General features: G+C 53.7%; 23 protein-coding genes. 11 read left to right on the top strand and 12 right to left on the bottom strand.

Annotation, left to right across the window (positions count from 1 at the left end; translation table 11 throughout):
- Positions 1–2: 2 nt before the first annotated feature.
- Positions 3–1073, bottom strand: a complete 1071-nt coding sequence (locus ACR0EK_RS18280; RefSeq protein WP_480968021.1) for a polyamine ABC transporter substrate-binding protein — start codon at positions 1071–1073, stop codon at positions 3–5.
- Between ACR0EK_RS18280 and ACR0EK_RS18275 the strand changes: the two genes are divergently transcribed.
- On the top strand, positions 1057–2175 hold the full coding sequence (locus ACR0EK_RS18275) for a GntR family transcriptional regulator (RefSeq protein ID WP_170666104.1): 1119 nt from the start codon (positions 1057–1059) through the stop codon (positions 2173–2175). The genes ACR0EK_RS18280 and ACR0EK_RS18275 overlap by 17 nt on opposite strands.
- Before the next feature lie 4 nt (positions 2176–2179).
- Positions 2180–3478, top strand: coding sequence for a nucleotide disphospho-sugar-binding domain-containing protein (locus tag ACR0EK_RS18270; protein ID WP_480484405.1), 1299 nt, complete (start codon positions 2180–2182; stop codon positions 3476–3478).
- Positions 3479–3831: 353 nt separating this feature from the next.
- Here the strand turns inward: ACR0EK_RS18270 and ACR0EK_RS18265 are convergent, their stop codons facing one another.
- Entirely contained in the window at positions 3832–4035 is a 204-nt protein-coding gene (locus ACR0EK_RS18265; RefSeq protein WP_170666102.1) for a hypothetical protein, read from the bottom strand.
- 236 nt (positions 4036–4271) lie between these two features.
- Positions 4272–5039, bottom strand: a complete 768-nt coding sequence (locus tag ACR0EK_RS18260; RefSeq protein WP_371810850.1) for a helix-turn-helix transcriptional regulator — start codon at positions 5037–5039, stop codon at positions 4272–4274.
- A 153-nt stretch (positions 5040–5192) separates the two neighbouring features.
- Here ACR0EK_RS18260 and ACR0EK_RS18255 point away from each other — a divergent pair, with 153 nt between their 5' ends.
- Genes ACR0EK_RS18255 through ACR0EK_RS18235 form a run of 5 tightly spaced genes read left to right on the top strand, consistent with a single transcriptional unit; the run spans position 5193 to position 9986 of the window.
- Complete coding sequence (locus ACR0EK_RS18255; protein WP_253282989.1) at positions 5193–6293, top strand: ABC transporter ATP-binding protein; 1101 nt, start codon at positions 5193–5195, stop codon at positions 6291–6293.
- Between the two features lie 34 nt (positions 6294–6327).
- Positions 6328–7491, top strand: coding sequence for an ABC transporter substrate-binding protein (locus tag ACR0EK_RS18250; protein ID WP_480871404.1), 1164 nt, complete (start codon positions 6328–6330; stop codon positions 7489–7491).
- A 37-nt stretch (positions 7492–7528) separates the two neighbouring features.
- Positions 7529–8380: an ABC transporter permease gene (locus tag ACR0EK_RS18245; protein WP_171176820.1), complete on the top strand. Its 852-nt coding sequence runs from the start codon at positions 7529–7531 to the stop codon at positions 8378–8380.
- A gap of 7 nt (positions 8381–8387) precedes the next feature.
- A complete protein-coding gene (locus tag ACR0EK_RS18240; RefSeq protein ID WP_480898931.1) occupies positions 8388–9209 on the top strand; it encodes an ABC transporter permease in 822 nt (273 codons plus the stop codon).
- Positions 9210–9227: 18 nt separating this feature from the next.
- Positions 9228–9986, top strand: coding sequence for an SDR family NAD(P)-dependent oxidoreductase (locus ACR0EK_RS18235; protein ID WP_170463241.1), 759 nt, complete (start codon positions 9228–9230; stop codon positions 9984–9986).
- A gap of 744 nt (positions 9987–10730) precedes the next feature.
- Here the strand turns inward: ACR0EK_RS18235 and ACR0EK_RS18230 are convergent.
- The 9 genes from ACR0EK_RS18230 to ACR0EK_RS18190 form a co-directional block, all read right to left on the bottom strand.
- A complete protein-coding gene (locus tag ACR0EK_RS18230) occupies positions 10731–11486 on the bottom strand; it encodes an NAD(P)-binding domain-containing protein (protein WP_480968020.1) in 756 nt (251 codons plus the stop codon).
- 127 nt (positions 11487–11613) lie between these two features.
- The gene (locus tag ACR0EK_RS18225; RefSeq protein WP_480968019.1) at positions 11614–12387 is read right to left on the bottom strand and encodes a type 1 glutamine amidotransferase; all 774 of its coding nucleotides are present in this window, start codon (positions 12385–12387) and stop codon (positions 11614–11616) included.
- A complete protein-coding gene (locus ACR0EK_RS18220; protein WP_480968018.1) occupies positions 12384–13073 on the bottom strand; it encodes a GntR family transcriptional regulator in 690 nt (229 codons plus the stop codon). The genes ACR0EK_RS18225 and ACR0EK_RS18220 overlap by 4 nt, the downstream gene beginning before the upstream one ends.
- Positions 13070–14074: a threonine ammonia-lyase gene (locus tag ACR0EK_RS18215; protein ID WP_480968017.1), complete on the bottom strand. Its 1005-nt coding sequence runs from the start codon at positions 14072–14074 to the stop codon at positions 13070–13072. Before ACR0EK_RS18215 ends, ACR0EK_RS18220 begins: the two co-directional genes overlap by 4 nt.
- 4 nt (positions 14075–14078) lie before the next feature.
- A complete protein-coding gene (locus tag ACR0EK_RS18210) occupies positions 14079–14882 on the bottom strand; it encodes an aspartate dehydrogenase (RefSeq protein ID WP_480968016.1) in 804 nt (267 codons plus the stop codon).
- A gap of 52 nt (positions 14883–14934) precedes the next feature.
- Complete coding sequence (gene ehuA, locus ACR0EK_RS18205; protein WP_480968015.1) at positions 14935–15750, bottom strand: ectoine/hydroxyectoine ABC transporter ATP-binding protein EhuA; 816 nt, start codon at positions 15748–15750, stop codon at positions 14935–14937.
- Positions 15750–16418 carry an ectoine/hydroxyectoine ABC transporter permease subunit EhuD gene (gene ehuD / locus ACR0EK_RS18200; RefSeq protein ID WP_480968014.1) on the bottom strand — a complete coding sequence of 223 codons (669 nt, stop codon included), beginning with the start codon at positions 16416–16418 and terminating at the stop codon, positions 15750–15752. The genes ehuA and ehuD overlap by 1 nt, the downstream gene beginning before the upstream one ends.
- A 3-nt stretch (positions 16419–16421) precedes the next feature.
- Positions 16422–17087 carry an ectoine/hydroxyectoine ABC transporter permease subunit EhuC gene (ehuC, locus tag ACR0EK_RS18195; RefSeq protein WP_480968013.1) on the bottom strand — a complete coding sequence of 222 codons (666 nt, stop codon included), beginning with the start codon at positions 17085–17087 and terminating at the stop codon, positions 16422–16424.
- A gap of 65 nt (positions 17088–17152) precedes the next feature.
- Complete coding sequence (locus tag ACR0EK_RS18190; protein WP_480968012.1) at positions 17153–17998, bottom strand: transporter substrate-binding domain-containing protein; 846 nt, start codon at positions 17996–17998, stop codon at positions 17153–17155.
- 186 nt (positions 17999–18184) lie between these two features.
- Between ACR0EK_RS18190 and ACR0EK_RS18185 the strand changes: the two genes are divergently transcribed.
- The 4 genes from ACR0EK_RS18185 to ACR0EK_RS18170 all read left to right on the top strand — a co-directional run.
- Entirely contained in the window at positions 18185–19342 is a 1158-nt protein-coding gene (locus ACR0EK_RS18185) for a M24 family metallopeptidase (RefSeq protein ID WP_480968011.1), read from the top strand.
- 23 nt (positions 19343–19365) lie between these two features.
- Positions 19366–20172 carry a phytanoyl-CoA dioxygenase family protein gene (locus ACR0EK_RS18180; RefSeq protein ID WP_480968010.1) on the top strand — a complete coding sequence of 269 codons (807 nt, stop codon included), beginning with the start codon at positions 19366–19368 and terminating at the stop codon, positions 20170–20172.
- A 727-nt stretch (positions 20173–20899) separates the two neighbouring features.
- The gene (locus ACR0EK_RS18175; RefSeq protein ID WP_480968009.1) at positions 20900–22135 is read left to right on the top strand and encodes a tetratricopeptide repeat protein; all 1236 of its coding nucleotides are present in this window, start codon (positions 20900–20902) and stop codon (positions 22133–22135) included.
- A 234-nt stretch (positions 22136–22369) separates the two neighbouring features.
- Positions 22370–24785, top strand: a 2416-nt coding sequence (locus tag ACR0EK_RS18170) for a calcium-binding protein (protein WP_480968008.1), incomplete at its 3' end; no start/stop codon positions are given.

The following is a 24785-nucleotide window of genomic DNA, read 5'->3' as shown; positions in this document are numbered from 1 at the left end:
ACTTACTGTGCGGCCATGATTTCGGTCACGGTCCGTGCAAAGGGTTTCTGGCCATTGCCGAGATCGCGCAACTGCTCGTACTTGGTAAGGTCTGCAGGCGACATTCCCATGTTCGGGAAGGTTTCGATCAAGGACGGGTCCAGCGCCTCCATCGCAGCCTTGTTCGGCGTTTTGTAAAGGATATTGCTGGCAACCCAGACACCGACGTCCGCGCCCAAGACATAGTTCACAAAGGCATGCGCCGCATCTTTGTTTTCAGATGCATCCGCGATGACTAGCGCATCTACCCACAGATCCGATCCTTCTGATGGTATCGTGTACTTGATGTCCGCGTTTTCACCGATGCCGTAGTTGCACCAGCCATCCCAGGCGTGAACCATCGTTGCCTCGCCCGATACCAACTTCAGATAAAAAGTTGCGTCATCGTAGGCCAGCAGATCCTGCTTCGCCGCAACCAACAGGTCCTTTGCAGCCGCCAACGTCTCATCCGACGTATCGTTAAGCGACTTTCCGAGGGCTAGCGCAGCAGCCCCCATCAGCCAGCGATCCGTCGAGAGCATTGTCACTTTGCCTTTAAGGTCTTCAGAGGGTTTGAGCAGATCGTTCCACGAAGTTGGCTCTGCCATCAGGTCAGACCGGTAGCATAAGCCCGTCGTGCCCCAAGCGTATGGCATTGAATAGTTGTTGCCCGGATCATGGGCTAGTTCTTTAGCTTCGTCATACAGGTTAGAGGCATTCGGAACCTTGTCGTGGTCGATTGCAGCCACCAGCCCCAGGTTGTTTAACGCCTCGGCAAAAGGCGACGAGACGAAAAGAACGTCGTAGCCCTTGCCTCCACCGGCTACGACCTTGCCCATGATTTCTTCGTTAGTGCTATGCACCGAGAGCTCGGCCTCGATACCTGTTTCCTTGGTGAAATTCTCCAGCAGGTCCGGCGGCATGTAGCCGTCCCAGTTCGAGATCACGATTTTTTCTGCTTGGGCCGCTCCGGCGAATAAGCTGAGTGCGCAGGCCGCCCCGGTGGTGAGCCAAGCAAATGGCAAACGGAACGAATTGGTGAACTTGTTGGTCATGTCTTCCTCCCTTGACATCCGCGCTCGCTTCTGGGGCGAGATATATGATGCAATCACGGTATTTTTTGATGAAATAAAACTCAACATTTTTTTGAATCATTTTTGTATGGCCCGGAGAAGCCATTTAAGATACCGTTTTTATTGTATATTAACTAGGTATGACGAAAGCCGTCTTCTTATGCCACCAAGCAAATACTTGAAACTTGCTCAAAAAATACTGGATGTTGCGATGGATCTCGATTTGCATCAGGGCGACAGACTGGTGGAAAAAACCCTTGCTGATTCGTGCAGCGTCTCTCGCACTCCGGTTAGATCCGCATTGAGGCTGCTGGAAAAGGAGGGGATGGCACGCAAAGCGGCAGAAGGCGGGTTTGTCCTAGAATGCGAACCCGAAAAGGGGCATTCGATACTCAACCAGCATGCGGTCGGAGCAGGTGTGGATCTCGCTGGTGCCATCCTACGAGATCGCGGCGCCCGACGCCTGGACGGTGCCATCAATGTCACAGACCTGATCCGCAGATATTCGGTTTCCCGCAGCGCTGCACAGCGTGCGCTCGAAGCCCTCCTGGCCCAAGGCGTGATTCAGAAAGCCGAAGGTCAATCCTGGGTTTTCACGCGCATGCCGGGAGACCGCTCCGGACGAATAGAGAGCTACGAATTTCGTCTGATACTGGAACCGCAGGCCATTCTGTCCGACGGTTTCAAGTTGGACACCAAGCGCGCCGATCTGGTCCGCAGCCAGACCGAAGCGCTTCTGGCGCAGTCGGAAAACTCTTTCAATAGCCAGGATTTTCAAGACGCGGATCTTGCCTTTCACAAGCTCATCGCTCGATCGTCCGGAAACCAGTATCTAGCTTCTGCTCTCATGGCCCATCATGGGTTGCGCCACCTGCCGGGCGGATCATTCGGTATGATCGACTTTCGGATGAGGCAGGCGCTCGATGAACATCTGCGTATACTTGATTTCATCGAACAAGATCATTTCGATCTTGCGGCGGATCAGATGAGGGTGCACTTGCGGCTTTCAATGCACCAAAGGCCCAGCGTCGCCAATCGTGGTGCTCCGGCGCTAGTCCAAGCAACCTGCGGGTCAATCCGGTGAGTGAATGATGAACCGCAAGGAAGCACCCGTAATCGCGTTTTTCCCCGAAGCTAGTTTTGGGGCTGCACTGAATTGTGTGGGGATCGCTCAGGAACTTCGCGCAATGGGTGCACACCCCGTTTTCCTGACCCACGGTGGCTTTGGTGGCGTATTCGCAGATTACGGTTTTGACGAGTTCGCCGTCCCTGTTCAATCAGAGTTGACAGAAGAGGAAACCCAGACCTACTGGCAGGAATTCCTGAGCCATCATCTGCCGCATTTTAACATGCATCCAACTGACCAACTGACCACCTATGTAGAGCCCGTTTGGAACGCAATCGTCGAGACAGCGGAATCGGTCGAACAGGGGTTGGAAACGGCGCTAGAGCGGACCAACCCAGATGTCGTCGTCCTCGACAACGTCATCATGTTCCCGGCCATCGTACGATCCGAGCGCCCATGGGTCAGGGTTATTTCTTGCGCGGAAACCGAGTTGCCAGACAACTGCCTACCGCCGTACCTGTCCGGTCTGCCGGCATCTGACGCCGCCGGGTGTGCGGCATTCCGAGACCAGTACCTGGAGACCCTTGGCCCAATTCATGCTCGCTACAACAAATTTCGCCTGGATAAGGGGCTTGAGCTATTGCCTGAAGGTGAGTTCCTAGAAACATCACCGCATCAAAACCTTCTTTTAGCGCCATCTATCATTCGCCATGATCGTGATCAGGTACTGGACTCTGGACAATTCACCTTTCTCGAAGGCTGCGTTCGCCAGGAAGGTCCTTACCGTGTACCTCAAATGCCCCGTAACGACGGGCCTCTGGTGTACGTGAGTTTTGGCAGTCTGGGTGCCATGGATGTCCCATTCTTTGAGAGCCTGTTCGACGTATTCAAGACAATGGACATGAGGTTTCTGGTCAATGTCGGGGCCCAAATCGACGCCTATTCCAGAGTCCCAGACAATGTTCATCTGCAGGAATGGTTCCCGCAGCCTTCCGTGGTTGAACAATGCGATCTGTTTATTCACCACGGCGGCAACAACAGCTTTTGCGAAGCGCTGTATTTCGGGGTCCCGTCGCTGATCCTTCCCTATTGCTGGGACGGACACGATAACGCCCAGCGGGCAGTTGAGACCAGTGTCGGACTCAGGGTAAATCGATGGGATTGGACACCGGAGCAGTTGGATAATTCGATTAACCAACTCCTTGGGGACGCGGAGATGAAGGCCCGGCTGGCTGCGAACTCAGAGATCATGCAGTTGAGAAAGTCGGTTCAGTTAGCTGCTCAGAAAATTCTGGATTGTGTAAATCCTAACCGAATCTAGGTTATTCCCGTCGGTCATCCGTTTTGTCATGAAGGATGGAAGGGTGCATCGCAATGACCTCTAAATCACTGAACCTAAAGTGTCGGTTTGGGCTCGAGACAGACGCTCGCTGAAATGTCGCGAGCGGCAGCAATACGGGCAAAGCGGTCTATGGTTATCCAAACAAATCGGCCATCCTTGGGTTTACAGTACACGGTTGTGGAGAGTGAGAAGGACTAGTAGTCTTCACTTTCGGAAGTATAGGGTCTCAATTGGCACCCTCATTGCATGCTGAGCAGTCCTTTATGGCTCACGAGCGTCTAGATACCCTCCGGTTAAGCCCTTTTGGGTGTCAGACGGTATCGTCCGCAAAATTAGGTTGTTGGTTGCTCGGGTGCGTCACCCAGAGCCAGCAGCAAAAGGATAGCCAAAAGGGGTGATCCAACCAAACCGATCAGGAACCAGATAAAACTAGATCGGTTGCGCCGTCCCGCCATCGTGATCGGCAGGATATAAAGCCAGATCACGACAACCAGCAAGATGAACATAAAAATCAACTGGATAACTGGTGCGTCCATGAAATTTTGCCTTTCGAATCTTGACGCCATTTTTAAAACGGCTGATCCGGTTAGATAGACAATGGCCCGAAAGCGTTTTCGGGTATTAATTTAGCCCGACACGGGTCCCGGGCGTCCCAATCCTCTCACTTTGGGTTCCTTGGCTATCAGACAGTGCCGTCCAAATGTTTGGTGCTTTCCGGGTCACAAGGTAGCAAGGTCGGCAAAACGGATAAAGTGGGTGTTCAAGGAACCTTTTAAAGAGCCTTTTCAATGAACTTTGAAAAAAGCTCACCCTGCGAGTTGATCCTAAGTTTCGCGTAAATGTTGCGTCTGTGGATGCGGACTGTGCCTGGAGAGATGCCGAGAATTGTGCCAACAGCTTCTGCCGAATGGCCCTTCAATGTGAACTCAACGACTTCTCGTTCTCGTGGCGTCAGAACGCCATCGCCAAATGCCTGGAATGCTAGATCAACGCGACGACTAACGCCATTCGCTGCGGCGCCGCGGGCCATCGTTGGAAAGTCACTCCAATGTTTGCAACAGGCTGCCCGAACGAGCGGCCATAGAGCGTGCAAATGACGAATTTCCTTGGCTGAAAAAGGCTTCGCTGATCGCATGAGCGAGACCACAACCATCCCAGTGCTTGGGATATCGATAAAGTAGCCAATCTCCTCTGCTAACCCAGTCCTTTTGTAATAGCTGCGATAGTATTCGCCCTGATAGAACCTGTCCGGTGCGATATCGCGCATGCGGTACAGACCCGGTGTTATCGGTTTTGTCGCGGCCAAAAAAAATGGATCAAGTACGTAGGGCCCTGCTTGGTAATCCTCAACAAAAATACGCCGTTTGCTTTTGGGAAAATCGTCGTGAAGGTCTATTGGTGCTTCGGTTCCGACATGGCCAAACACCACCGTAAAATCAAATGGTGCGACCTGCCGTAAGCCATCTGCCAAAGCACATGGAAATTCTGGGGTTCCGATCTTCTCTACGACCCTGCCGGCCTCTTCCATCCAATCGTACACACGCCGCTCCAGATTTTCGAAAAGCACCTCTATACCCCAATTGTGGTATATACAGTTAATCCGAGTTATTGTTACTTTTTCCTTGTTTGAGTGGTATGCCAGCAAATGCCAAAAAATCAAGCAAAAGGAAAACAGCAGTATATGAGCTTTGACATGAGCGTCACCATGCAGACGATTGCGGAACTCAGAGGAGTGACCAAGACCTTCGGGAATGTGGTCGCCGCCAAAGACCTGAATCTTTCCATTGGGAAAGGAGAGTTCCTGTCGTTCTTAGGCCCATCTGGTTGCGGCAAAACCACTGCACTTAGGATGCTGGCGGGTTTCGAGAAACCAACCGAAGGTCAGGTGTTGCTCGATGGCGAAGTCGTCAACGACTTGGATGCGCACCATCGCCCAGTCAACATGGTGTTTCAGCACTACGCTCTTTTTCCTCACCTAAGCGTGTTCGACAACATCGCGTACGGCCTGCGCCAACGACGACCACGCGTAGACAAACAAACAATCGCGACAAAGGTTGAGCAAGCGCTGGAAACTGTCCGTCTTGGTGGGTTTGGCCCACGTCGCATCTGGGAGATGTCTGGTGGTCAGCAGCAACGCGTCGCTTTGGCGCGTGCGATCGTAAACGAGCCCAAGCTTTTGCTGCTTGATGAACCAATGGCTGCTCTGGATCGAAAGCTTCGAAAAGAAATGCAGTTTGAACTGCAGAACCTGCAACGACAACTGGGAATAACTTTTGTCCTCGTCACGCACGACCAAGAAGAAGCGCTTTCAATGTCCGACCGAATTTGTGTGATGGAAGGCGGCAGTATTGTGCAGGTTGGCAGCCCACGCGAACTCTATGACATGCCCCGCAGCCGCTACGTGGCTGGATTTGTAGGCACCTCAAATTTCTTTGATGCAACTGTAACTGACGCAGTAGCCGACCAAATCACTGTGCGTTTAGCGAGTGGCCAAAAGGTGCACGGAACTCCGGAGATTCCAATAGATGCAGGGCAGGAAGTTTGCGTCAGTATCCGTCCTGAACAGATCACGCTGACCCGCGCGCTGCCCGCAGCTGAAATTGCTTTGCCAGTTACCATTCAAAATCGGATCTTCCTTGGGGAGCACACAGAATACCTTGCGCGCAACGAAGCACTGGGTGATTTCCACGTACTTGTGCCAAGGCAAGCGGAATTGAACGAGGGGACGTTCAATGCAGGAGAACAGGCCTTTGTTTCATGGGGCGAAGGCGCACTGCTGATCCTGGAAAATTAACAGATCCCGCAATCCAACAACAGAGAGGTTCACAATGACTAAGGATAATGGGACTATTTCCAAGCAAAAGTTCATGGAAGAGCTTCGCCGGTACCAAAAGGGTTCGGTCACACGGCGACATTTTTTGGGCGTGACAGGTCTTGGGATGGCAACGGCCGTTCTGGGCACGGCTATGCTTGGGTTGCGTCCACGCCCGGCATTTGCTGCCGGAGACATTGGCGACCGAGTGATCCTCGCCACGTGGCCGAACTACCATGACGAGATGAACTTCGAAGCCTTCACGGAAGCCACTGGCGCCCACGTTCAGGTCAATGTTTTTGGCTCGAACGAAGAGATGTTGGCAAAACTGCAAGCCGGAGGGTCTGGCTGGGACGTGTTCGTTCCAACCAATTACACGATCACTACGTATGTGGGCGAAGATCTGATCATCCCGCTCGATACGTCCAAACTGCCAAACTACGACGCAGGTTCATTCGAACAGCGCTTTTCAGATGCCGGCTCTGTCGATGGCCAGCTTTACGCGGTGCCGAAAAACTGGGGCACGACCGGCTTTGCAGTGAATACTAGTAAGCTTGACGGCGCTCCGACTCCAACCACTTGGAAAGAGTTCTGGGACCTTACTATGGAAGGTTACTCAGGTCGGACAATGGTGCATGATTACCAACTCACCACCATCGGTAATGCCCTGAAATACTTCGGCTACTCCTTCAACTCGGTCGATGAGAAGGAACTGGCGGATGCCGAGAAATTGTTGCTGGATGCTAAACCGCATCTGTTTGCAATCTCGTCGGATTATCAGCCACCGATGCGTAACGGTGACGCGTGGATGACGATGTGCTGGACAGGTGACGGCAAGCAGATGAATGTCGACATGCCTGAAATCGCCTACGTTCTGGGAGCCGAGGGCGGTGAACTCTGGTCCGACTACTACGCTATTCCTAAGGGCGCACCCCATATGGATGCCGCTTATGCCTTGATCGACTTCCTGCTGAACCCGGAAGTTAATGCGAAAGAAGTCCTCGCTCATGGCTATCCATCGGCTGATGCTCGCACCAATGCGTTGCTGCCGAAGGAATTGCTGGAAGATCCGATCCTTTATCCGGCAGCTGACCTTCTGAATGCGCTCGAGTTTGGCGCGGCGGCTACGCTAACCGATCCAAACCGTGCCGAGTTGCTCGCCCGCTTCAAGTCGGCCTAAGCGGCAAGGCCGCAATATCGGAAAAGACGAGGACAATATGACCGAACGAGGCAGAAAAGCACTGTTGCTGGCACCGGCAGGAATATGGCTTTTGGTAATGCTTGCCCTTCCACTACTGGTCGTCTTCGTCTTTTCCTTTGGCGAACGGGGTGCCGCCGGAGGCTATGTTCCAGCGTTCACTTTGGAACAATATGCCAACCTTCCTGCGCGATGGACGGCGTTTAAGAACACTTTGATCCTTGCACCTCTGGGGACTATCGCTGCGTTGGTAATTGCCTACCCGCTCGCCTACTTTCTTGCGGTGCGTTGTTCACCAAAGTGGAGAACTTCGCTGTTGATCCTGGTGATCGTGCCGTTCTGGACATCGATCCTGATCCGATCATACGCATGGATTTTCATCCTTGGGGGGCGTGGCTTGCCCGCTTTACTAGAGTCGATCGGCATCGATGATGTCCGCCTGATAAATACGCCGTTCTCTGTGCTTGTGGGGATTGTCTATGGGTATCTACCGTTGATGGTTTTCCCAATTTTTGTAAGCTTGGACAAACTGGATAAACGCCTTCTGGAAGCCTCAGCGGATCTCGGCTCTACTCCGTGGCGTACGTTCCGTCAGGTAACACTTCCTCTGTCAATACCAGGTATCGCAACTGGCTGCATGCTGGTCTTCATCCTACTCATGGGCGAATTTCTGATCCCAGCGATCTTAGGTGGCGGAAAAGTGTTTTTCGTCGGAAATGCGCTGGTGGACCTGTTCCTGCAGTCTCGAAACTGGGCGTACGGATCGGCGGTCGCAATGACGCTGGTTGTCGTAATGCTTGTCACTGTCTCAATTTACATGAAATTCATCTCGCGCCTGGGTGGCCAGCGCGAAGATGTCTCGCTGATGTGAGGGTCCGATGCGCTTATACGCGATTTGCGTCTACCTTTTTCTCTATATTCCAATCGGCATCATCGCGCTTTTCAGCTTTAATGCCGGACGACACGCAAGCCAGTTCATGGGGTTCTCGACCCGATGGTATGGCAAAGCGCTCAACAACCCATTTGTTATGGACGCGCTCGAGACCAGTCTGCTTGCGGCATTCATAACTGCTTGCCTCGCATCCACACTCGGAACCATGGCGGCCATCGCTTTACAAGGGGTTAAGGGATGGCTCCGAACTTTATTCGATGCGATGATTTATGTTGCGATAATGATACCAGGTATCGTCATCGGTATCGCGACACTCATTGCCCTGGTCACCGTATTTGGCTGGCTAAACCCGCTTCTTGCGAGCCTATGGCCCGATGGAGCAAATCCCCCGCAACTTTCCATGGGGATGCCCACGCTTGTCGCCGCACACACCATGTTCACAATGGCGCTGGTCATAATCATCGTACGTGCAAGGCTATCGGGTATGGACCGTGCCCTCATGGAAGCATCGGCTGACCTCTTTGCGACGCCCTGGGGCACCTTTCGGCAGGTGACCCTGCCGTTGATAGCACCGGCAATTTTGGCGGGCTTCCTGCTCAGCTTCACTTTCTCATTTGATGATTTCATCATAGCGTTCTTCGTAGCTGGCTCAGAAACAACCCTGCCTATCTACATATTCTCATCCATCCGGCGCGGCGTAACGCCCGAGATCAATGCCATCGGCACTATGGTTATGGGCGCGTCGCTCTTGTTGCTCGTTGCAGCGCAACTGCTTTTGCGCCGAGGCGCCTCAAAATCGAATAGTTAAATAAAGGAGCCAAGTGAAATGCGGCTTGCAGGTAAAGTCGCGCTCGTGACGGGCGCGGGATCAGGAATTGGTCGGGCGGGTTCAATGGCAATGGCACAAGAGGGTGCGCATGTTGTGGTAACGGATCGCGATGCAACACTTGCTGAAGCCACTGTGGCCGCGATCGTTGCGCAGGGGAATCAAGCATCTGCCATACAGCTTGATGTGACCGATGACGATGCCCTTACCAAAGCCATAGACGAAGCAGTAAAAAACTTCGGTCGGCTTGACGTGTTGCACTCTCATGCTGGGTTGCAGATCGAAGGAACGCTGGAAGAAGTGGAACCAGATGGAATGGATGCTTCTTGGGCATTGAATGTCCGCGCTCACTTCATTGCCGCGCGCGCAGCCGTCCCCCATATGAAATCACAAGGTGGAGGCAGCGTGATCGTCACGGCCTCCAATTCTGGGGTTCAATACGACCGGGGCATGATCGCCTATGCGACTACAAAGCACGCAGCTGTTGCGATGGTCCGGCAGATGGCAGCCGACTACGCTGTCCATGCAATCCGTTTCAATGCCCTTTGTCCAGGATTTGTAGACACCCCCTTCAATGCAGGCTTCGAAAAGCAGATGGGTGGCCGTGCCAAACTGGAAAGCTACATCGAGCAGGCGATCCCTATGAGTCGGTGGGCGACAGTTGAAGAGATTGGCCATGGGATCGTCTATTTAGCTTCAGATGAATCCGCTTTTATGACGGGGCAAGCCTTGGTTATCGATGGCGGTGAATGCATTTAGTGATGGGTTAGACCGCTCAAGAGAATGTCTATCGCCGCACTTCATTTTTGGTGAGCACATTTCAGTCCGCTTTGGGCTCACAAAGGACCTCGGGGCCGATGCAGAAAGGGTCCCTGCCCTGCCAATAACGGTTCACGCAGGCGGCCCATTCCGGACATAGAACACCCAGGCAAGGTTCTGCGGTCGCAGCCCGCTTTGCGGTCATTCGCTGCAAGCGCAAAATCCTGTTCAAACCTAACTCACACTGTGCGGGACAGACCGGCCGTTTGCTTTTGCGGCTATCGTTAACGCAGCATCTGTTCGCAAGTGCGGCGTACCTTTCGCTGCGTTGTATCCAAGTCGCCAGAGCGGTCGTTCGCTGGCTCAGATTTCACCCAGACGGAAACCGTACTTTCGCCGCAGCCGGGTCCTACAATCCAGACGCGGGATAAACCGGACTTGTGCAATCGAAGCCATTGCTGATGCAGCATTCGTTCACACAAAAAGCGGGGGTGTTGCGGCGTCGCAACCTAAATCACCGAAGCGGTCATCGCTCATAGGCTTTGGACCCATTCTGCAAACAGCAATAGACCACGCAGCATGCCCTAAAATTCCCTGTTCTCTGCCGCACATTGCTAGGCCAGCTGGCCGTATTCGTTGTTGAAGGTTGGCAGGTGCTACTTCTTTAGATGATGCTGTCACCGGGCTTGAGGTGCATTGGCTATGCCGCCGCTCTTGGCATCAGCGTCACTGTATCCACGAGAATTACAGTTTTAACCGGCGGCTTAGAGCATGAAGTCCTTCATCCAATGAGCGCTCTGCACCAGCGTCCTGCATATGCGTTCTAAGCTGCGCATTCAGTCCACCCTCTGTCGCGAGGGAGCCAAGCGCTTCGTCGATCCGGTCATTTCCGTCTTTTGGCAGGCTCGAAAAGGTGCCCGCCATCAGACTGAGCAAATAGGTTTCGGCGCCATTGTTTGACCCAGTGTGCTCACCTAACCATTCGGCCGCCACAGCGAGCTGTGACAATATTGTTGAAAGCATAGCAGTTGCTCCGAAATGCGGAGTTAAAGCGGCTTCATTGGCCACCTCAATTAACAGGTTGCTGCGTCCAAACAAAGCGTCCAGCGCTGGACTGGCGGGATATACAGGAAGCGGACAACCTCCAGTCGCGATCATCGGTAAAGGAATAGTGATGCAGATGTCGGTTACGGGTGCGCAGAGAATGCGAAGTTGACCGAGATTCACCCCGAGCATGAATGAGATCACGCTTTGATTTTCGCGAAAAGTAACCTCTCTCAGAACTTCGCTGGCAACATCATCCATCAACGCCAGACAAACAGTATCTGAACCATCGACAACGCCTTGCACCGAGGAAATGCAGACATCGGTGTGGTTGCTGGCAAGCTTATTGGCAATTTGACGGTTACGCTCGGTAACCAGAATTTGATGACCTTGTCCAACGAGGCCCCTAACACAAGCCTCAGTAATGCGTCCGGTTCCGATGAAGCCAATGCGCATGCAAGTTCTCTCCCCAAGTTTTTTTGGTTATATGAAACCAGCTTCTGGCAGGTAGCGATGCGGTTTCAAGCCTTTGGCACCCCAGGGGAAGCTTTGGTTGGTTTCGAGTTCGGATTCCGTTTTGAATCTATTGGCTCAACATAACTGGACGCTGTTCATTCAACTCTTTCGCGGCAATTTTCATGAAGTTTCGCATCAAACCAGCGCCATCCTGATCATCCGAATAGTTCCCGACATGCTCTGGTTCGGTCTGTTCATACATGCAGGACCAGACAGTTCGGCGGGACTCCGGATGGAACTGTGTTGTGTACCAGTGGTTGCCATGGTCGATGCAGATAGCACTACTTTCACCGATGCGGGCCAGTACCTTTGCTTTCTGCGCTTCTGACGGAATCACATGCAGATAGTTGGCGAAGTTGAAACGGGGGGATGTGGACAGGCCTTCAAACAGGGGGTGCTGGCGCCCAAGGTCTGTCAGCTCAATCTCATAGGTTCCGGCAAGTGTCCCTCCGGCGCGGCCATCAAGTATTCCATCCTCGAACTGTGTCGACACCAGTTGGTGTCCGCCACAAATGCCGAGCAGTGGTTTCCCTGCCTCACGATACCGGCGTAGCCAGGCATAAAGCGCGTGCAGCCAGGGACGATCCTCCGTAACCACATGCATCGTGCCGCCGAGGATGACACAGTCGATTTCATCCACTGCAGGCAGTGCGTCACCGCGACAAATGTCGACGCCGGATAGTGAAAAACCCGTTTCCTGCGCCACGGGGCCAAACCAGTCCACGATCCAGTCTTTTTCCTGGCCGGATGAACATAAGCTTCCAAAGTGATCGGGGTTGAAAAGTTCATTTTCGCCCAACATGGAAATGAACAGCAAGGAGTGTACAGCTTTTTCTGTCATGTCGTTTCTTTCTCTGTCTTGGATGGACCAGTTTCGAACAATGTGCCGCCTTCCTCTTGGATGGCATCCAGGCGCGACACGACCACCCTGAGATAGGTTTTGTGAATCGAGGCCGTCAGCTTGACATCGCCGATCTCCAGACTGCGGCGCAACATTCGGATCTCATCCTTCAAATCCTCGACTTGGACGCGCATATCGACGCGATCCAGCAACAGGAACCAAAAGCGCGCGGACTGATAGAACAATGTGTCGTTGATGTCCTCAAGCACAGCGTTGGTGGTCAGTTCATGCAGGATTTTGTGCAGGCGCAGAAGCACCCGAGCGAATTCGCGTTTGTCGTGATTGTGCAGCATAGCATCGCACCGCGCTTCCAGGTCGCGCATTTCGTCCAGTCTGGCCGGGTTCCGAGGGGCCGGAGTGGAATCGCCCATCGCATCCATGAGCCGCATGCGCACGATATAGATATCGCGCATGGATTTCAGATCGACCGATGTAACGATGGTGCCATGCCCGTGCTGGCTGGAGATCAGGCCGTTGTGTTCAAGCTTTCGCAGCACGTCCCGCATCGGTGTGCGGCTGATGCCGAATTCCGCTGCCAGTTCCCGTTCGTTCAGACGCGTACCAGGCTGATAATCAAGAAGGCAGATACGCCTGCGCATTTCGAGATAAATATCATTTTTGGTCATGCGCTGCTCACTATCTGTCGCGGGTAATCGCCAACTTGTGCCATCCACCCAAGAAAACTGTCCATATCGACGTTGCCGCCCGATACCAGAGCAACGATGGTCTGCCCTTGCAAGGCGTCATTGTTCGACAAGGCGGCGGCCACAGACACCGCGCCGCCGGGTTCGGCAACAACCTTGTGCTCAGTGAACAGAACCCGCATTGCGGCGACAACGTCTGGCTCGTTGACGGAATAGCCACCAGACAGGGTTTTCAGGTTGATTGGAAAGGTCAACTTCCCGGGTCGCGCTGTCACGATCGAGTCGCAAATCGAGCTGTGACCCGGCTCAATCGACAGGGCCGTTCCCGCCGCCAATGAGCGCTTGGTGTCGTCGAAATTTCGGGGTTCAGCCGCCCAGATTTCAGTGTCCGCATGGCGCGCAAGCATGGCCGTGGACAACCCGGCGATCAGCCCACCGCCTCCGACCGGGCAAATGACCCTGTCCGCTTGCGCGCCAAGAGCGTCCAACTGCTCAGCAATTTCCAGCCCGGCTGTGCCTTGCCCGGCCATCAGGTGGTAGTCGTCATAAGGTGGCACCAGCGTTGCGCCGGTTTTTTCAGCGATGTCCCGGGCGATTTCGGCCCGGTCACCCGTCTGTCGGTCATAGGTGATAACCTCGGCCCCCCACTGGGCGGTGTTGTCCAGCTTTATGCGGGGCGCATCGGAGGGCATCACGATTTTTGCCGCAACCCCCATCGCGTTGGCCGCTGCGGCGACACCTTGCGCGTGGTTGCCGGAGGAATAGGCCACGACCCCCGCCTTGCGCTGTCCTCCGTCCAGCGACGCAATCTTGTTGTAGGCCCCGCGAATTTTGAACGAGCCGGTCTTTTGCAGGCATTCCGATTTGATCAGCAACCGGAACCCAAGCGCGTTGTTCAGCAGAGGAGATTCCAGCAACGGGGTTCGGATCACGACATCCCGTAGCCGCTCGGCTGCTTGCGCAATCATGTCGAAAGTCAACATGGGGTCACGTCCCTACTTGCAAGGTTGCATGGAAACGCCGCAACAGGGCAATCACGCTTCGGGCGGTAATGATACCGGTGGCAGGGTTTTCAGCGCTCGGACGGCCCTGAATGGACATTGTGAAATCCGAGCTGTCGGACGTTACCTCTACCGAATGCGTGTTTCGCGTCAGGGATGGATCAGCCCAGACCTCCATGTGGGTCCTGTCCGGGCCAAGCCCTGCCAGGCTGATCGCTGCCGCGACATTCACGTTGGCGGGAAACTCGCGTGCCACTTCGGTGACACTGCCCGCAATGACCTGCATCGGCTCACGTGACGCGGTCAAATCAATCCCTGACCGCGCAACAAACGGCGCCTTCACCAAGCCATCGACTGGTTTGCGGGTAACAATCTTGACTGTATGGATATTCCCGACGTTCGCCGCATTCAACGCGTCCAGCCCCAGCATCGCCCCTGATGCGACAAGGATGCGGCCTCCGCTCTTGTCCGCAAGCGAGATCAGGTCATCCCGGCCAAGAAGCTGACTTGCCGAAAGGACGATCAGGTGCTTGCCCGCCCGCAACACGGGTGCGGCCAAATCACCGAACAACGCAGGCGGCAACGCCTCGACAACGCAATCGCTTGCCTCCGCCAAAGCGGTGAAGTCGAGCACGGGCACCGGCTGTCTCAGAGTTTCATTCAACGCGGCTGCTTTCTCGACCGTGCGCGCCGCTATGCCGCTCAACCCGCATCTGGGAACATCGCCACGATCCAATGACCGCGCAACCTCGGCGCCAACGGCACCGATACCGGCAACTCCAATCCTCATAGCGCGCCTTTCCTGAGTAACGGGTCTTCTTGTGGCAGGTGTGATCGCATACTCAATCCGCCGCCTTCACGGCGGACAGGAATTGTTGCGTCCGTTCGCGTTGGGGATTGCCGAACAGGCTTTCAGGGGCACCCTGTTCTTCGATTTTCCCCTGATAGAAGAAACAGACCCGGTCCGAGATATCACGCGCAAATCCCATCTGGTGTGTCACCATCAACATTGTGAGGTTATGCTCGGCCACCAGTTTGCGGATGACACCGGTCACCTCGCCGATCACCTCGGGATCCAGCGCCGAGGTGACTTCGTCAAACAGCATCACCTTGGGGCGCATGGCCAGCGCCCGGGCGATAGCGACACGTTGCTGCTGACCGCCTGACAGGCGTGACGGATGCTGATCCTTCTTGTCGATCATGCCGACCATAGACAGTAACTCTTCGGAGCGGTCTCGGGCCTCGGCCTTTGGCAAACCCAGCACCTGCACAGGCCCTTCCATGCAGTTCTGAATGGCAGTCATGTGCGGGAACAGGTTGAAATGCTGGAAACACATGCCGATTGAGGACCGGGCCCGGCGCAGGTATTTCGCGTCGGCCCGCACCAGAACCCCGTTCTTTTCCATATGCGTAAGCGGTTTGCCGTCGACATAGATCACACCACCATTGATGGTCTCCAGCGTCATCAGCATGCGCAGAACGGTTGTTTTGCCCGAACCGGACGGGCCGATCACGGTGACCATCTCACCCACCGAAACATCCAGGTCCAAACTGTCCAGAACGGTAAGTGCCCCATAGCTCTTGGTCACGTTCATGAACCGCACCATTGGCACGTCGGGCCCACTCAACTCCGTAGGGTATTGAGACATATCTTCCATCAGTTCATTCCCAGTTTCTTGCGCACCCAGGCCTCAAAGAGTTTGATCAACCCGGCTGCGGGCAGTGAAATCGCCAGGAAGATGATCCCGACCATGGTATAGGGTTCCAAGTACCTGTAAGTTGACCCACCGATGGCATTCGCCGCCTGCATCAGTTCGGCCACGCCGATAACCGACAGCATCGGTGTGTCCTTGAATATCCCAACCAGGTAATTGCCCATCCCGGCCATTGAGGGCGGCAGGGCCTGGGGAATGATAACGCGGAAATAGGTCTTGGTAGTGCTCAGGTTCAGTGCGGTACAAGCCTCCCACTGTCCTTTAGGCACGGAATCGAGGCCGCCGCGATAAACCTCGGACAGGTACGCCGAATAATGCAGCCCGATCGCGATCATCCCCGCCACCCAGGGACTGAGGCGTATCCCGAATTGCGGGCCGACAAAGAACACAAAGAAAATCTGCAGCACCAAAGGGGTAGAGCGGATGAATTCGACGCATTCCCGCACTACCATTGTGACGATGCGCGAAGGCGTCCGTTGCGCAAGTGCAAAAACCAGCCCCAGTACCACTGCGATTCCATAGCCGACACCCGCAGCGGCCAGCGTGTTCAGCGTCGCCTGCAAAAGCCGGGGGAGAATTTCAAAGGCAAAATCCCAACGCCAGTCAAACATGGCCTAAGCCCTTCCCAACTTGCTCGCCATGAAGCGTTCGAGCCATCGCATGAACGGGGTCACGATCAGCCGCGCAAGGAAATAGTAGATGATCAGCGCCGTCCCAAAGGCTTGCGCGGACAGGAAGGTCGACCCGTTTATCTGCTTGGCTTCAAACATCAGGTCGGTGACGGAGATCAGCGACACCAGCGCGGTTGCCTTCAGCAACTCGATCATCAGGTTGCCCCATGGCGGCAGCATGTTCAAAAGCGCTTGTGGCAGGATGATGCGATACATCCGTTTGGCCGGGGACATCGAAATCGCATAGGCCGCTTCCCACTGCCCTTTGGGGACCGACTGAATGCCGCCGCGAACGAGCTCGGCACCATAAGCCCCAAGGTTCAGCCCGACGGCGACGAAACCGGCATAGAACTTGTCCAGCGTCAATCCGAACAGCGGCAGGACAAAGAAGATCCAGTAGAGCTGGATAAGAAGAGACGTGCCCCGGAAGATTTCAATGTAAACCCCGGCCGTCCAGCGCACGGCGACATTGCGTGACAGTTTCATCAACCCTGCGGTCAGCGCGAGCAGGATGGCAAGCATGGCCGACAAGAAAAATTGCGCGATCGTGACGAGCGTTCCGTCCAGATACCGCGGTGCGTTCTGGGCGAGGAATTCCCAATATGACATGACGTATCCCGGATGGCGGACGTAAAAGGCGGGCCGAACCTGACCCGCCTGCTAAAGGAATACCGTCAGCGGTTCTGGCAAATCCATTCGGTTTTCACGCTTGGATCCGGAACCTGCAGTTTGGTGTATTCGAATGGCGCGACGGCCGCGAGCATCTCTTCGGAACCAAGGTAATCCGCCTGGGCGGCGTTGAAAGCCTCAAGAAAGTCGCTGTCTTCCGGACGGAATCCGATACCAACCCAGTTCTGGGTCCATTCGGGCAACGCGTTGGGATCGGTGACCTCAAGCTCACCATCAGATTGGGCCGCCAGATTTTTCCCGGTGAAGAATGTTACTGCGCCTGCATCAGCGCGACCAACACGCATTGCGGCAAGTATCTCGGTTGGTCCCGGCACTTCGAGGATCTGCCCGGCTTCCACGCCTTCGCGTTTGGCCGCCTCGACCGTGTTGTAACCGGCACCGGTGACCATCGTGGCCCCCTGATCCTTGATGTCAGCATAAGAGGTTATGTTTTTCGGGTTGCCCGCAGGAACCACGAAAGCGTCGCCGAAAATCCCCATCGGTTCGGAGAAATCAATGCTCTCACACCGAGCTTCAAGAATGTACATGCCGCCCGTGATGATATCAAAACGATTGGCTTTGAGGCCCGGGATCAATCCACCCCAATCTGTCACGACTGGCTCGATGTTGTCGTAGCCCATCGCCTTCAGGACACCCAGCGTGTGTACGTTTGCAAATCCAAGTGGTGCATCATTGTCACCGGGGTAAGCCCATGGCACTTCATTAGAGAAACCAATCCGAATGGTCTCACCACTTTCGATACGGTCCATGAGTGGACCCGCCAGCGCCGATGTCGCGACACCCACAATCGTTGTGGCGGCGATAATGGTAGTTCTTAGTATCCGGCTCATTGAACTCTCCCTGAGTTGTTTTTCCGATTCATAGCTTATTGGTATACCTTAAAATGAAATCTGCGGTAACACAAACGCAATAAGTGCGATGATCGGCGATTTTAGTTGCTATAAAATATCCTTGACTGATTAATGGTATACCTTATCAGTCAATACTGAGAATTCAACTTTAGTGCGGAGTTACAGATGATCGAACATGCCCCGTTCCCCAAAGACGAGCTGGACCGTCGAATCAACCGGGTAAAGGCCGCCTTGGCCGAGCAGGACCTCGACGGGGTTGTGATCGCATCTCCCGAAAACATCTATTATCTGACCGGCATGGACCACTGGGGGTTCTTTGCGGCTCATGTTCTCGTTGTGAACCGAGATGGCGAGATGGCGCTCGTTTGCCGGGCAATGGAAAAGATCACGTTTGACAATCAGGTGAGAAACGCCCGGTTCTACGGTCATCAGGATCACGAAGAGCTTTCTGATTACGTCGTGCAAGCGATGAAAGACTTGCGGCTTTCCGGTGGTCGCGTCGCGCTCGAACGGCGCAGCCTGTTCTTGCACCTGCATCATGCCGAAGGAATATTGGCAAAGGCGGAGGGCGTGGAATGGGCGGACGGGTCCGGTCTGGTCGACAACCTGCGACAGGCAAAATCCCCACTGGAAATCGAATACACACGCAGGGCCGCCAAGGCCGCAGATGTCGGCATGAGCGCTTGCATTGACCTGATCCGCGACGGCGCGACAGATTATGAGATTGCCGCTGAGTACATGCGCGCCTCGACACTGGCGGGTAGCGAGCCGACCGGCTTTGGCCCGTTCATTCGCCCAACGACACGTCTGGGGGAAGAGCATACGACCTGGCGCGGGGAAACCTTCCGCAATGGCGATGCGGTGTTTCTGGAAAACGCCGCATCCTACCGCAAATACCAAGCACCCATGGGCCGACTGGTGTATGTCGGCAGCGCGCCGGAAGGGGCCGAGAAATCGGCAGAGTTGGCCATGGACGGCATGAAGGCAATCTGCGGTGCTTTGAAAGTGGGCGGTAAGGCCGGGGACGCATATGCCGCCTGGCGTGAGGTCGCGGCAAGCGCCGGATTGGCGGACTACGAACGGCACCATTGCGGCTATATGGTAGGCATCGGATTCCCGCCCAGTTGGACAGGTGGGTCCATGGTAACCAGCCTCTTCCCCGGGTCAGAACGCACGCTGGAGGTCGGCATGGTGTTCCACGCCCACAGTTGGTTCACGAACACTGATGTCGTCGACTATTTCATCTCGAACACGGTCATCCTCACCGAAGATGGTGCCGAAGTGCTGACCGCCACAACACCTGAAAACCTTGTCATAAAGTGATGACACGAACCGAAAGGCACACAATGCTGACCCAAGAGCACATAGCCGCTTATCAAAACGATGGCGTGATTCGGATCAAAAACGCATTTTCGCAGGAATGGCTGGACGAAGTTCGAAGTTCGATTGAATTTGGTCGCGCCAATCCGGGGCCGATGTATCTGGATTATTCCAAAGACACCAAACCGGGCACCTATTGCACGGATATGTGGATCTGGCGCGAAAATGCCCACATGAAGAATTTCATTTTCAATTCTCCAGCGGCGGAACTTGCAGGCGAAGCTATGGAGGCCAGTTCAGTTGCACTCGTGACTGACAATTGGTTGGTGCGCGAGGCCGGCGCGGTGAACCGAGCGCCCTGGCACCAGGACAACCCGTATTTCGATGTCAGCGGCGAATGGTGTGTGCTGTGGATGGGACTTGAGCCGGTGCGTGAGGGTGAGGGCGTGGTTTTTCTCAAAGGTTCTCACAAATGGGGGCGCAAATTCATGCCTCTCAGCTTTGCCGGCACCGGACAAAAGGCCGCACTGCAAGAACCCTATGAGCCCACACCGGACTTTACTGAAAATCTGGCTGATTATGACGTGCTGGAATTTGATCTGGACCCCGGTGATTGCCTGATCTTCGATTCCCATGCGTTACATGGCGCGCCCAATCCCGTACCGCCTGAACGTACCGTCAACCGTCTGACAATGCGCTTTGCCCACGGGAATGCAGCGTTTGAAAAACGAGGCAGTTGGACCGACGCACAGACTGAATACTGGCAGGCTCATGGCATGAAAGAGGGCGAACCTATTGTGGGCGATCTGCTGCCGCTTGTGTGGAGCCGGTAGCTGTATTTGACAGGCTTATGTGTTTGCAACCACATGGGCAAAGACAATACATAAATCGATCAATCTTTAATTCACTCTTCAACGAGAGAGAAGAAGATAGGCGCCCCAAGGTTGGATCAGAGCTTGCATTAACGACCGGTTTTTCCGCTGTGACACGGCACCAGGTTTAATGCGATGGCACCATCTTCCTGCTGCGAGCGCGCGCAGCACGAACTAGAAAAGGCAAGGTTGGGCTCCTTGCTGACCTCGGTGCTGTTGCAGCAAAGCCCCCTGCCCCGCCAATAGCTGATCACGAGGACGGCCCCAACCGGACGCTGAGTGTGCGGTTCAATGCTGCATCGCAGCGTTACCGTAAGCAGACATTGACCGATGGTAGCGGACGCCCCTCCTCAACCCAGACAAAAACCTGCCAAAACTGCAAAGGTTTTGCCGGGGGTTTTTGTCCTAGCTAAGCGGTTGATCCTGGGGGGTGCATGGGGCTTGGACAATAACGACCGTTTTTGACAAAATAATTACGCTAATGGGCTATCCTTGATCTGCTTTTCAACGCGCCTGCGATTATCTCGCGCAGATCTCCCACGTTGTGAGCTGCCCCAACTGCTCATGTACCGTCGCTACCCTACTGGATTCACACAGTGAAGCCCTTAACGCACTCGTACAACAAAACCGCCGTGGCTGAGCCGCCGCAAGAAGATCTTCAGGAATCGCGATGTGAAGAAACTAGTAATTGACAAAGCCCAGGCACTTTCAGCAATGTGCACAAGCACACCTAGAAGTAGATTTTCCTTTGAACATGCAACTAAAATTAAGTTTACGTACTGGTATCCGCGCCATTGCAATTGTAGTAGCCACATTTTCAGTTGGTTGGGCATCTTATCTACAGTTTTCCAATAATGATCAGTCGCATACGTTCGAGGCTCTCAACGCTCTCTGTATGGATGATAGTGCTGATCCGAATGTTGTAATTGATGCTTGCACACAACTTATGCTGGCTGAGAACGCTTCACCGGCCAGAATAGCTTCCTTAAATTTGAAGCGTGCTTGGGCAAACAAGCGTGGGGGCAATCTTGACCGTGCTCTGTCTGATGTCAGTGAATCTATCAGGCTTGAGCCACATAACCCACTTCCATGGGTGTATCGTGCATACATCAACGATGCGCTCAGCAGTGAAAGTGAAGTTCTATCAGACATCGCGAATGCGCGAAGGTTAGCGCCTGATGATCCAAATACGCTCGCTAGAATTGCGCGATTCAATTTTAAGAGAGGCGATCTCGAAAGATCGCTTGGCGACTATCGCGAGTTACTCAGAAAAAAACCTGACGATAAGTACGCAAGCCAGTACGAGATAGCAATTTTAATTAAGCTAGAACAATATGATGCCGCGACTGACCGCTTACAGCGACATCTCGAACTTTGGCCCGACCACTACTCGGCCCACCGAACGCTTGGCCTTCTGCACTTGTACCATACAAAGGATATGCCCAAGGCGCTTAGCGCTTTTTCCACACTAGCCGACCTAAAACCACATGAAATTGATAAGTATCTCTTTCCGGCAATGGTCTATTTTGCTTCTGGTGAAGATCAAAGAGGGCAGGATCTGATCACAAAACTTGGACGGCAACTGGCCAGCGAAACAGTGAACAACAAAAGTTTATCAAGGCAGCTTCTTGAAAAGATCAACACAAACGCATCCGCTGAATCGAACGAAGAACTCGTCTTCAAGGCAATAGGCTTCGCCCTGGCGGGGCAGAAGGAACAGGCAAGGGCTTCATTTGACGAATATCTCGAATTCGGCGGCGGACACGCGGCAGTGCATTTGGGTGATATCATAGATTCTGCTGGTGTTGACGTTGATGCTTCCCAGAGCCCTCACTCACAGGAACATTTGGATCGTAAAATAGATAATTACATCAAATACTTAGAACACGTCTGGTCCTTCGATAATATGAAAAACCTGTTGTAGAAACGGCAGATTGAGCCGGTTCTATTTTTAAGCACTGGGCTCGCTACATTTCAGAACAATAGACACTAAACAATTGAGAGAAATATAATCATGTCCTGTCATAACGATTCCAACCAAACACCGGCACCCGACCAAAACCCGGAGGTAATCCCGCTAGAAGATTTGGGCCAACACGCCCAAGACACTATGAGAGATGTACTGACAGGTACACAGCGGGACCTCGGACAGGGCATAATGGATAACATTGTCGGGCCCGCTGCTGTAGGTGGAGTAATAGGTTTTGCTGGGCGCGCAACTGGCCATTTGGATAACTTTGCCGCTGCGATAACTGCCGCTCTAGTAGCGGGGTCGGGGTACATTTGGAACAAAATCAATCCGTTCGACTGCCCTCCCACTTCTCCTCTTGTTATTGACCTAGATGGGGACGGAATTGAACTAACATCATTGAATGGCTCCAATACTTTCTTTGATCTGAATGTTGACGGATTCGCCGAGCGCACAGGATGGGTCAATCCTGATGATGGTCTCCTCGCGATGGATATCAATGGCAACGGCCAGATTGACGACAACTCGGAGCTTTTTGGAAATGCGACGGGATTTGACAACGGTTTTCTGCAGCTTGCTCAGCTTGACACTAATAATGACGGGTTGATTGATGCCAATGACGCCCAATTTTCTGAACTGAAGATCTGGCGCGATTTCAATCAAGACGGAAATTCTGATAACGGGGAGCTGCAATCCCTGGACGAAGCGGGTATTTCTTCAATTTCACTGAATGCGGTTGAAGTGAACGAAACGAACTTGGAGCATTTAGTTTCAGATAGAAGCTCAGTGACATTCTCAGATGGCACATCCGGCTTGATTGAGGATATTCATTTTCAGAATGACACAACCCAATCCTACCAGATACTTGGAGATGATTTTGAATTTAATTCGACTGCCCTCGCCCTTCCATTGCTGTGGGGATACGGTCAAATTGCTTCTACATGGGTTTCATTTTCAGAAGACGAATCTCTACGCTTAGAGGCCATTGAGCTCATTGACATATTAGCAACCGGAGACGTTGCGCAGTTCATCGCAGATTTTCCAGAGTTTATCCTGAATTGGGCCGGTGTGGCTGACGTAGCTGCCGACAGTCGAGGTGAGTATGTTGATGCTCGCGAACTTGCTTTTCTCGAAAAGATGCACGGTTCTACCTACTTAGATCAGTATGGTGGATCAGATCCACGCGTCAATGCAGGCCAAGAATTAGGAGAGTATTTTGATCAAACGATGCAGAGTCTTGCAGGGAGATTTATAGCCCAATCAGCGATGTCAAAAGCCTTCCTTGACTCCTATGAAGCCGACACACTTGCTGCGTTCCAAACAAGCTTCGATGACCACCCGTTCGAAAGTTTGGCCACTCTTTTCTCAGGAGCGAGGGAACTAAGCGGCGACCTATCTGAAGTCCTTTCCGGTCTGCAAGGTTCAATCGACAGCGGCTCACTGACAGTCACCAGCGCTATCGCGGTCATGGACTTGTTACGGCACGACCTCAGCGAAAACCAGGCAGAATACAACTCGCTTCTTTACGTGGCAGCAGTGGACGCAGGGCTCGACGTTGAAGCGCCCCTGGTCATTGGAATAGTGCAATATGGTGACTACGAAGTTGTCACAGGAACCGAGACCAACGACATCCTGAGCAATGATGGTGCAACCTATTATCTGGGAGCCGCTGGTGATGACACTATCAATGGTGGCGACGACGGAAACATAATTGTCGGTGGTACAGGAAACGATACGTTAAACAGCGGAAGCGGTTCAGATACCTATATTTATCGTCTGGGTGATGGGTCAGACGTCATCTCGGACTATGGACCAGGTTCGCAAAACGGATTTGATACATTACACTTCTCCGATGTGAACTTCGAAGATGTGACCTTTGCCCAAGTGGCCAATGATCTGGTCATTACTTTGAATGACGGGGCTACCGTTACAATCAATAGCTATTTTGACACCGACCAAGATTATCTGATCGAGGCCATTTCTTTCGCAGATGGCAGCGCACTGAATCTACAGGATGTTCGGGTTGAGCTGTTCCGAGGATCTGAGGCCGATGACATCTTTGTAGAGACCAGCACCAATGATATCTTCCATTTTAGCGCGGGACTAGGCAATGATCAGATTGTTACCAGCAGCGCCAACTACCAGGAAAACGACCGGCTGGTATTCGGGGAGGGCATTACCGTTGATGACCTGTATTCCGTCAACGCCCATGTCGGCGGCAACGGCAGTGCCTATGACTTCCAGATCGGTCTGAAGGCGGGCGACGGCACCATCACCATCCTCGACGATGGCGACAACGGTGGCAATGCCGGTCGATACCATATCAACGAGTTTGTCTTCTCCGACGGCACGGTTCTGGACCGCAACGCATTCCGCGTCGCAACACTGGGCACCGACGGGGACGATCACTTCGACGGGTCCGGGGCGAGCGACGACTATGTGTTCCGGGGTGGCGAAGGCAACGACACCATCAGCGAGTACTCCACCAACTACCAGGAAAACGACCGGCTGGTGTTCGGGGAGGGCATTACCGTTGATGACCTGTATTCCGTCAACGCCCATGTCGGCGGCAACGGCAGTGCCTATGACTTCCAGATCGGTCTGA

It is taken from the genome of Ruegeria sp. AE4 (assembly GCF_056542185.1).
This window is presented reverse-complemented; position numbering and strand designations above follow the sequence as displayed.

Coding starts and splice junctions, on each gene's coding strand:
- ACR0EK_RS18280 (WP_480968021.1), bottom strand. CDS start 1,073: ATGACCAACAAGTTCACCAATTCGTTCCGTTTGCCATTTGCTTGGCTC.
- ACR0EK_RS18220 (WP_480968018.1), bottom strand. CDS start 13,073: ATGACCAAAAATGATATTTATCTCGAAATGCGCAGGCGTATCTGCCTT.
- ehuD (WP_480968014.1), bottom strand. CDS start 16,418: ATGTTTGACTGGCGTTGGGATTTTGCCTTTGAAATTCTCCCCCGGCTT.
- ACR0EK_RS18230 (WP_480968020.1), bottom strand. CDS start 11,486: ATGCGCATTGGCTTCATCGGAACCGGACGCATTACTGAGGCTTGTGTT.
- ACR0EK_RS18250 (WP_480871404.1), top strand. CDS start 6,328: ATGACTAAGGATAATGGGACTATTTCCAAGCAAAAGTTCATGGAAGAG.
- ACR0EK_RS18185 (WP_480968011.1), top strand. CDS start 18,185: ATGATCGAACATGCCCCGTTCCCCAAAGACGAGCTGGACCGTCGAATC.
- ACR0EK_RS18235 (WP_170463241.1), top strand. CDS start 9,228: ATGCGGCTTGCAGGTAAAGTCGCGCTCGTGACGGGCGCGGGATCAGGA.
- ACR0EK_RS18240 (WP_480898931.1), top strand. CDS start 8,388: ATGCGCTTATACGCGATTTGCGTCTACCTTTTTCTCTATATTCCAATC.
- ACR0EK_RS18245 (WP_171176820.1), top strand. CDS start 7,529: ATGACCGAACGAGGCAGAAAAGCACTGTTGCTGGCACCGGCAGGAATA.
- ACR0EK_RS18215 (WP_480968017.1), bottom strand. CDS start 14,074: ATGTTGACTTTCGACATGATTGCGCAAGCAGCCGAGCGGCTACGGGAT.
- ACR0EK_RS18255 (WP_253282989.1), top strand. CDS start 5,193: ATGAGCGTCACCATGCAGACGATTGCGGAACTCAGAGGAGTGACCAAG.
- ehuA (WP_480968015.1), bottom strand. CDS start 15,750: ATGGAAGATATGTCTCAATACCCTACGGAGTTGAGTGGGCCCGACGTG.
- ACR0EK_RS18180 (WP_480968010.1), top strand. CDS start 19,366: ATGCTGACCCAAGAGCACATAGCCGCTTATCAAAACGATGGCGTGATT.
- ACR0EK_RS18225 (WP_480968019.1), bottom strand. CDS start 12,387: ATGACAGAAAAAGCTGTACACTCCTTGCTGTTCATTTCCATGTTGGGC.
- ACR0EK_RS18265 (WP_170666102.1), bottom strand. CDS start 4,035: ATGGACGCACCAGTTATCCAGTTGATTTTTATGTTCATCTTGCTGGTT.
- ehuC (WP_480968013.1), bottom strand. CDS start 17,087: ATGTCATATTGGGAATTCCTCGCCCAGAACGCACCGCGGTATCTGGAC.
- ACR0EK_RS18190 (WP_480968012.1), bottom strand. CDS start 17,998: ATGAGCCGGATACTAAGAACTACCATTATCGCCGCCACAACGATTGTG.
- ACR0EK_RS18210 (WP_480968016.1), bottom strand. CDS start 14,882: ATGAGGATTGGAGTTGCCGGTATCGGTGCCGTTGGCGCCGAGGTTGCG.
- ACR0EK_RS18270 (WP_480484405.1), top strand. CDS start 2,180: ATGATGAACCGCAAGGAAGCACCCGTAATCGCGTTTTTCCCCGAAGCT.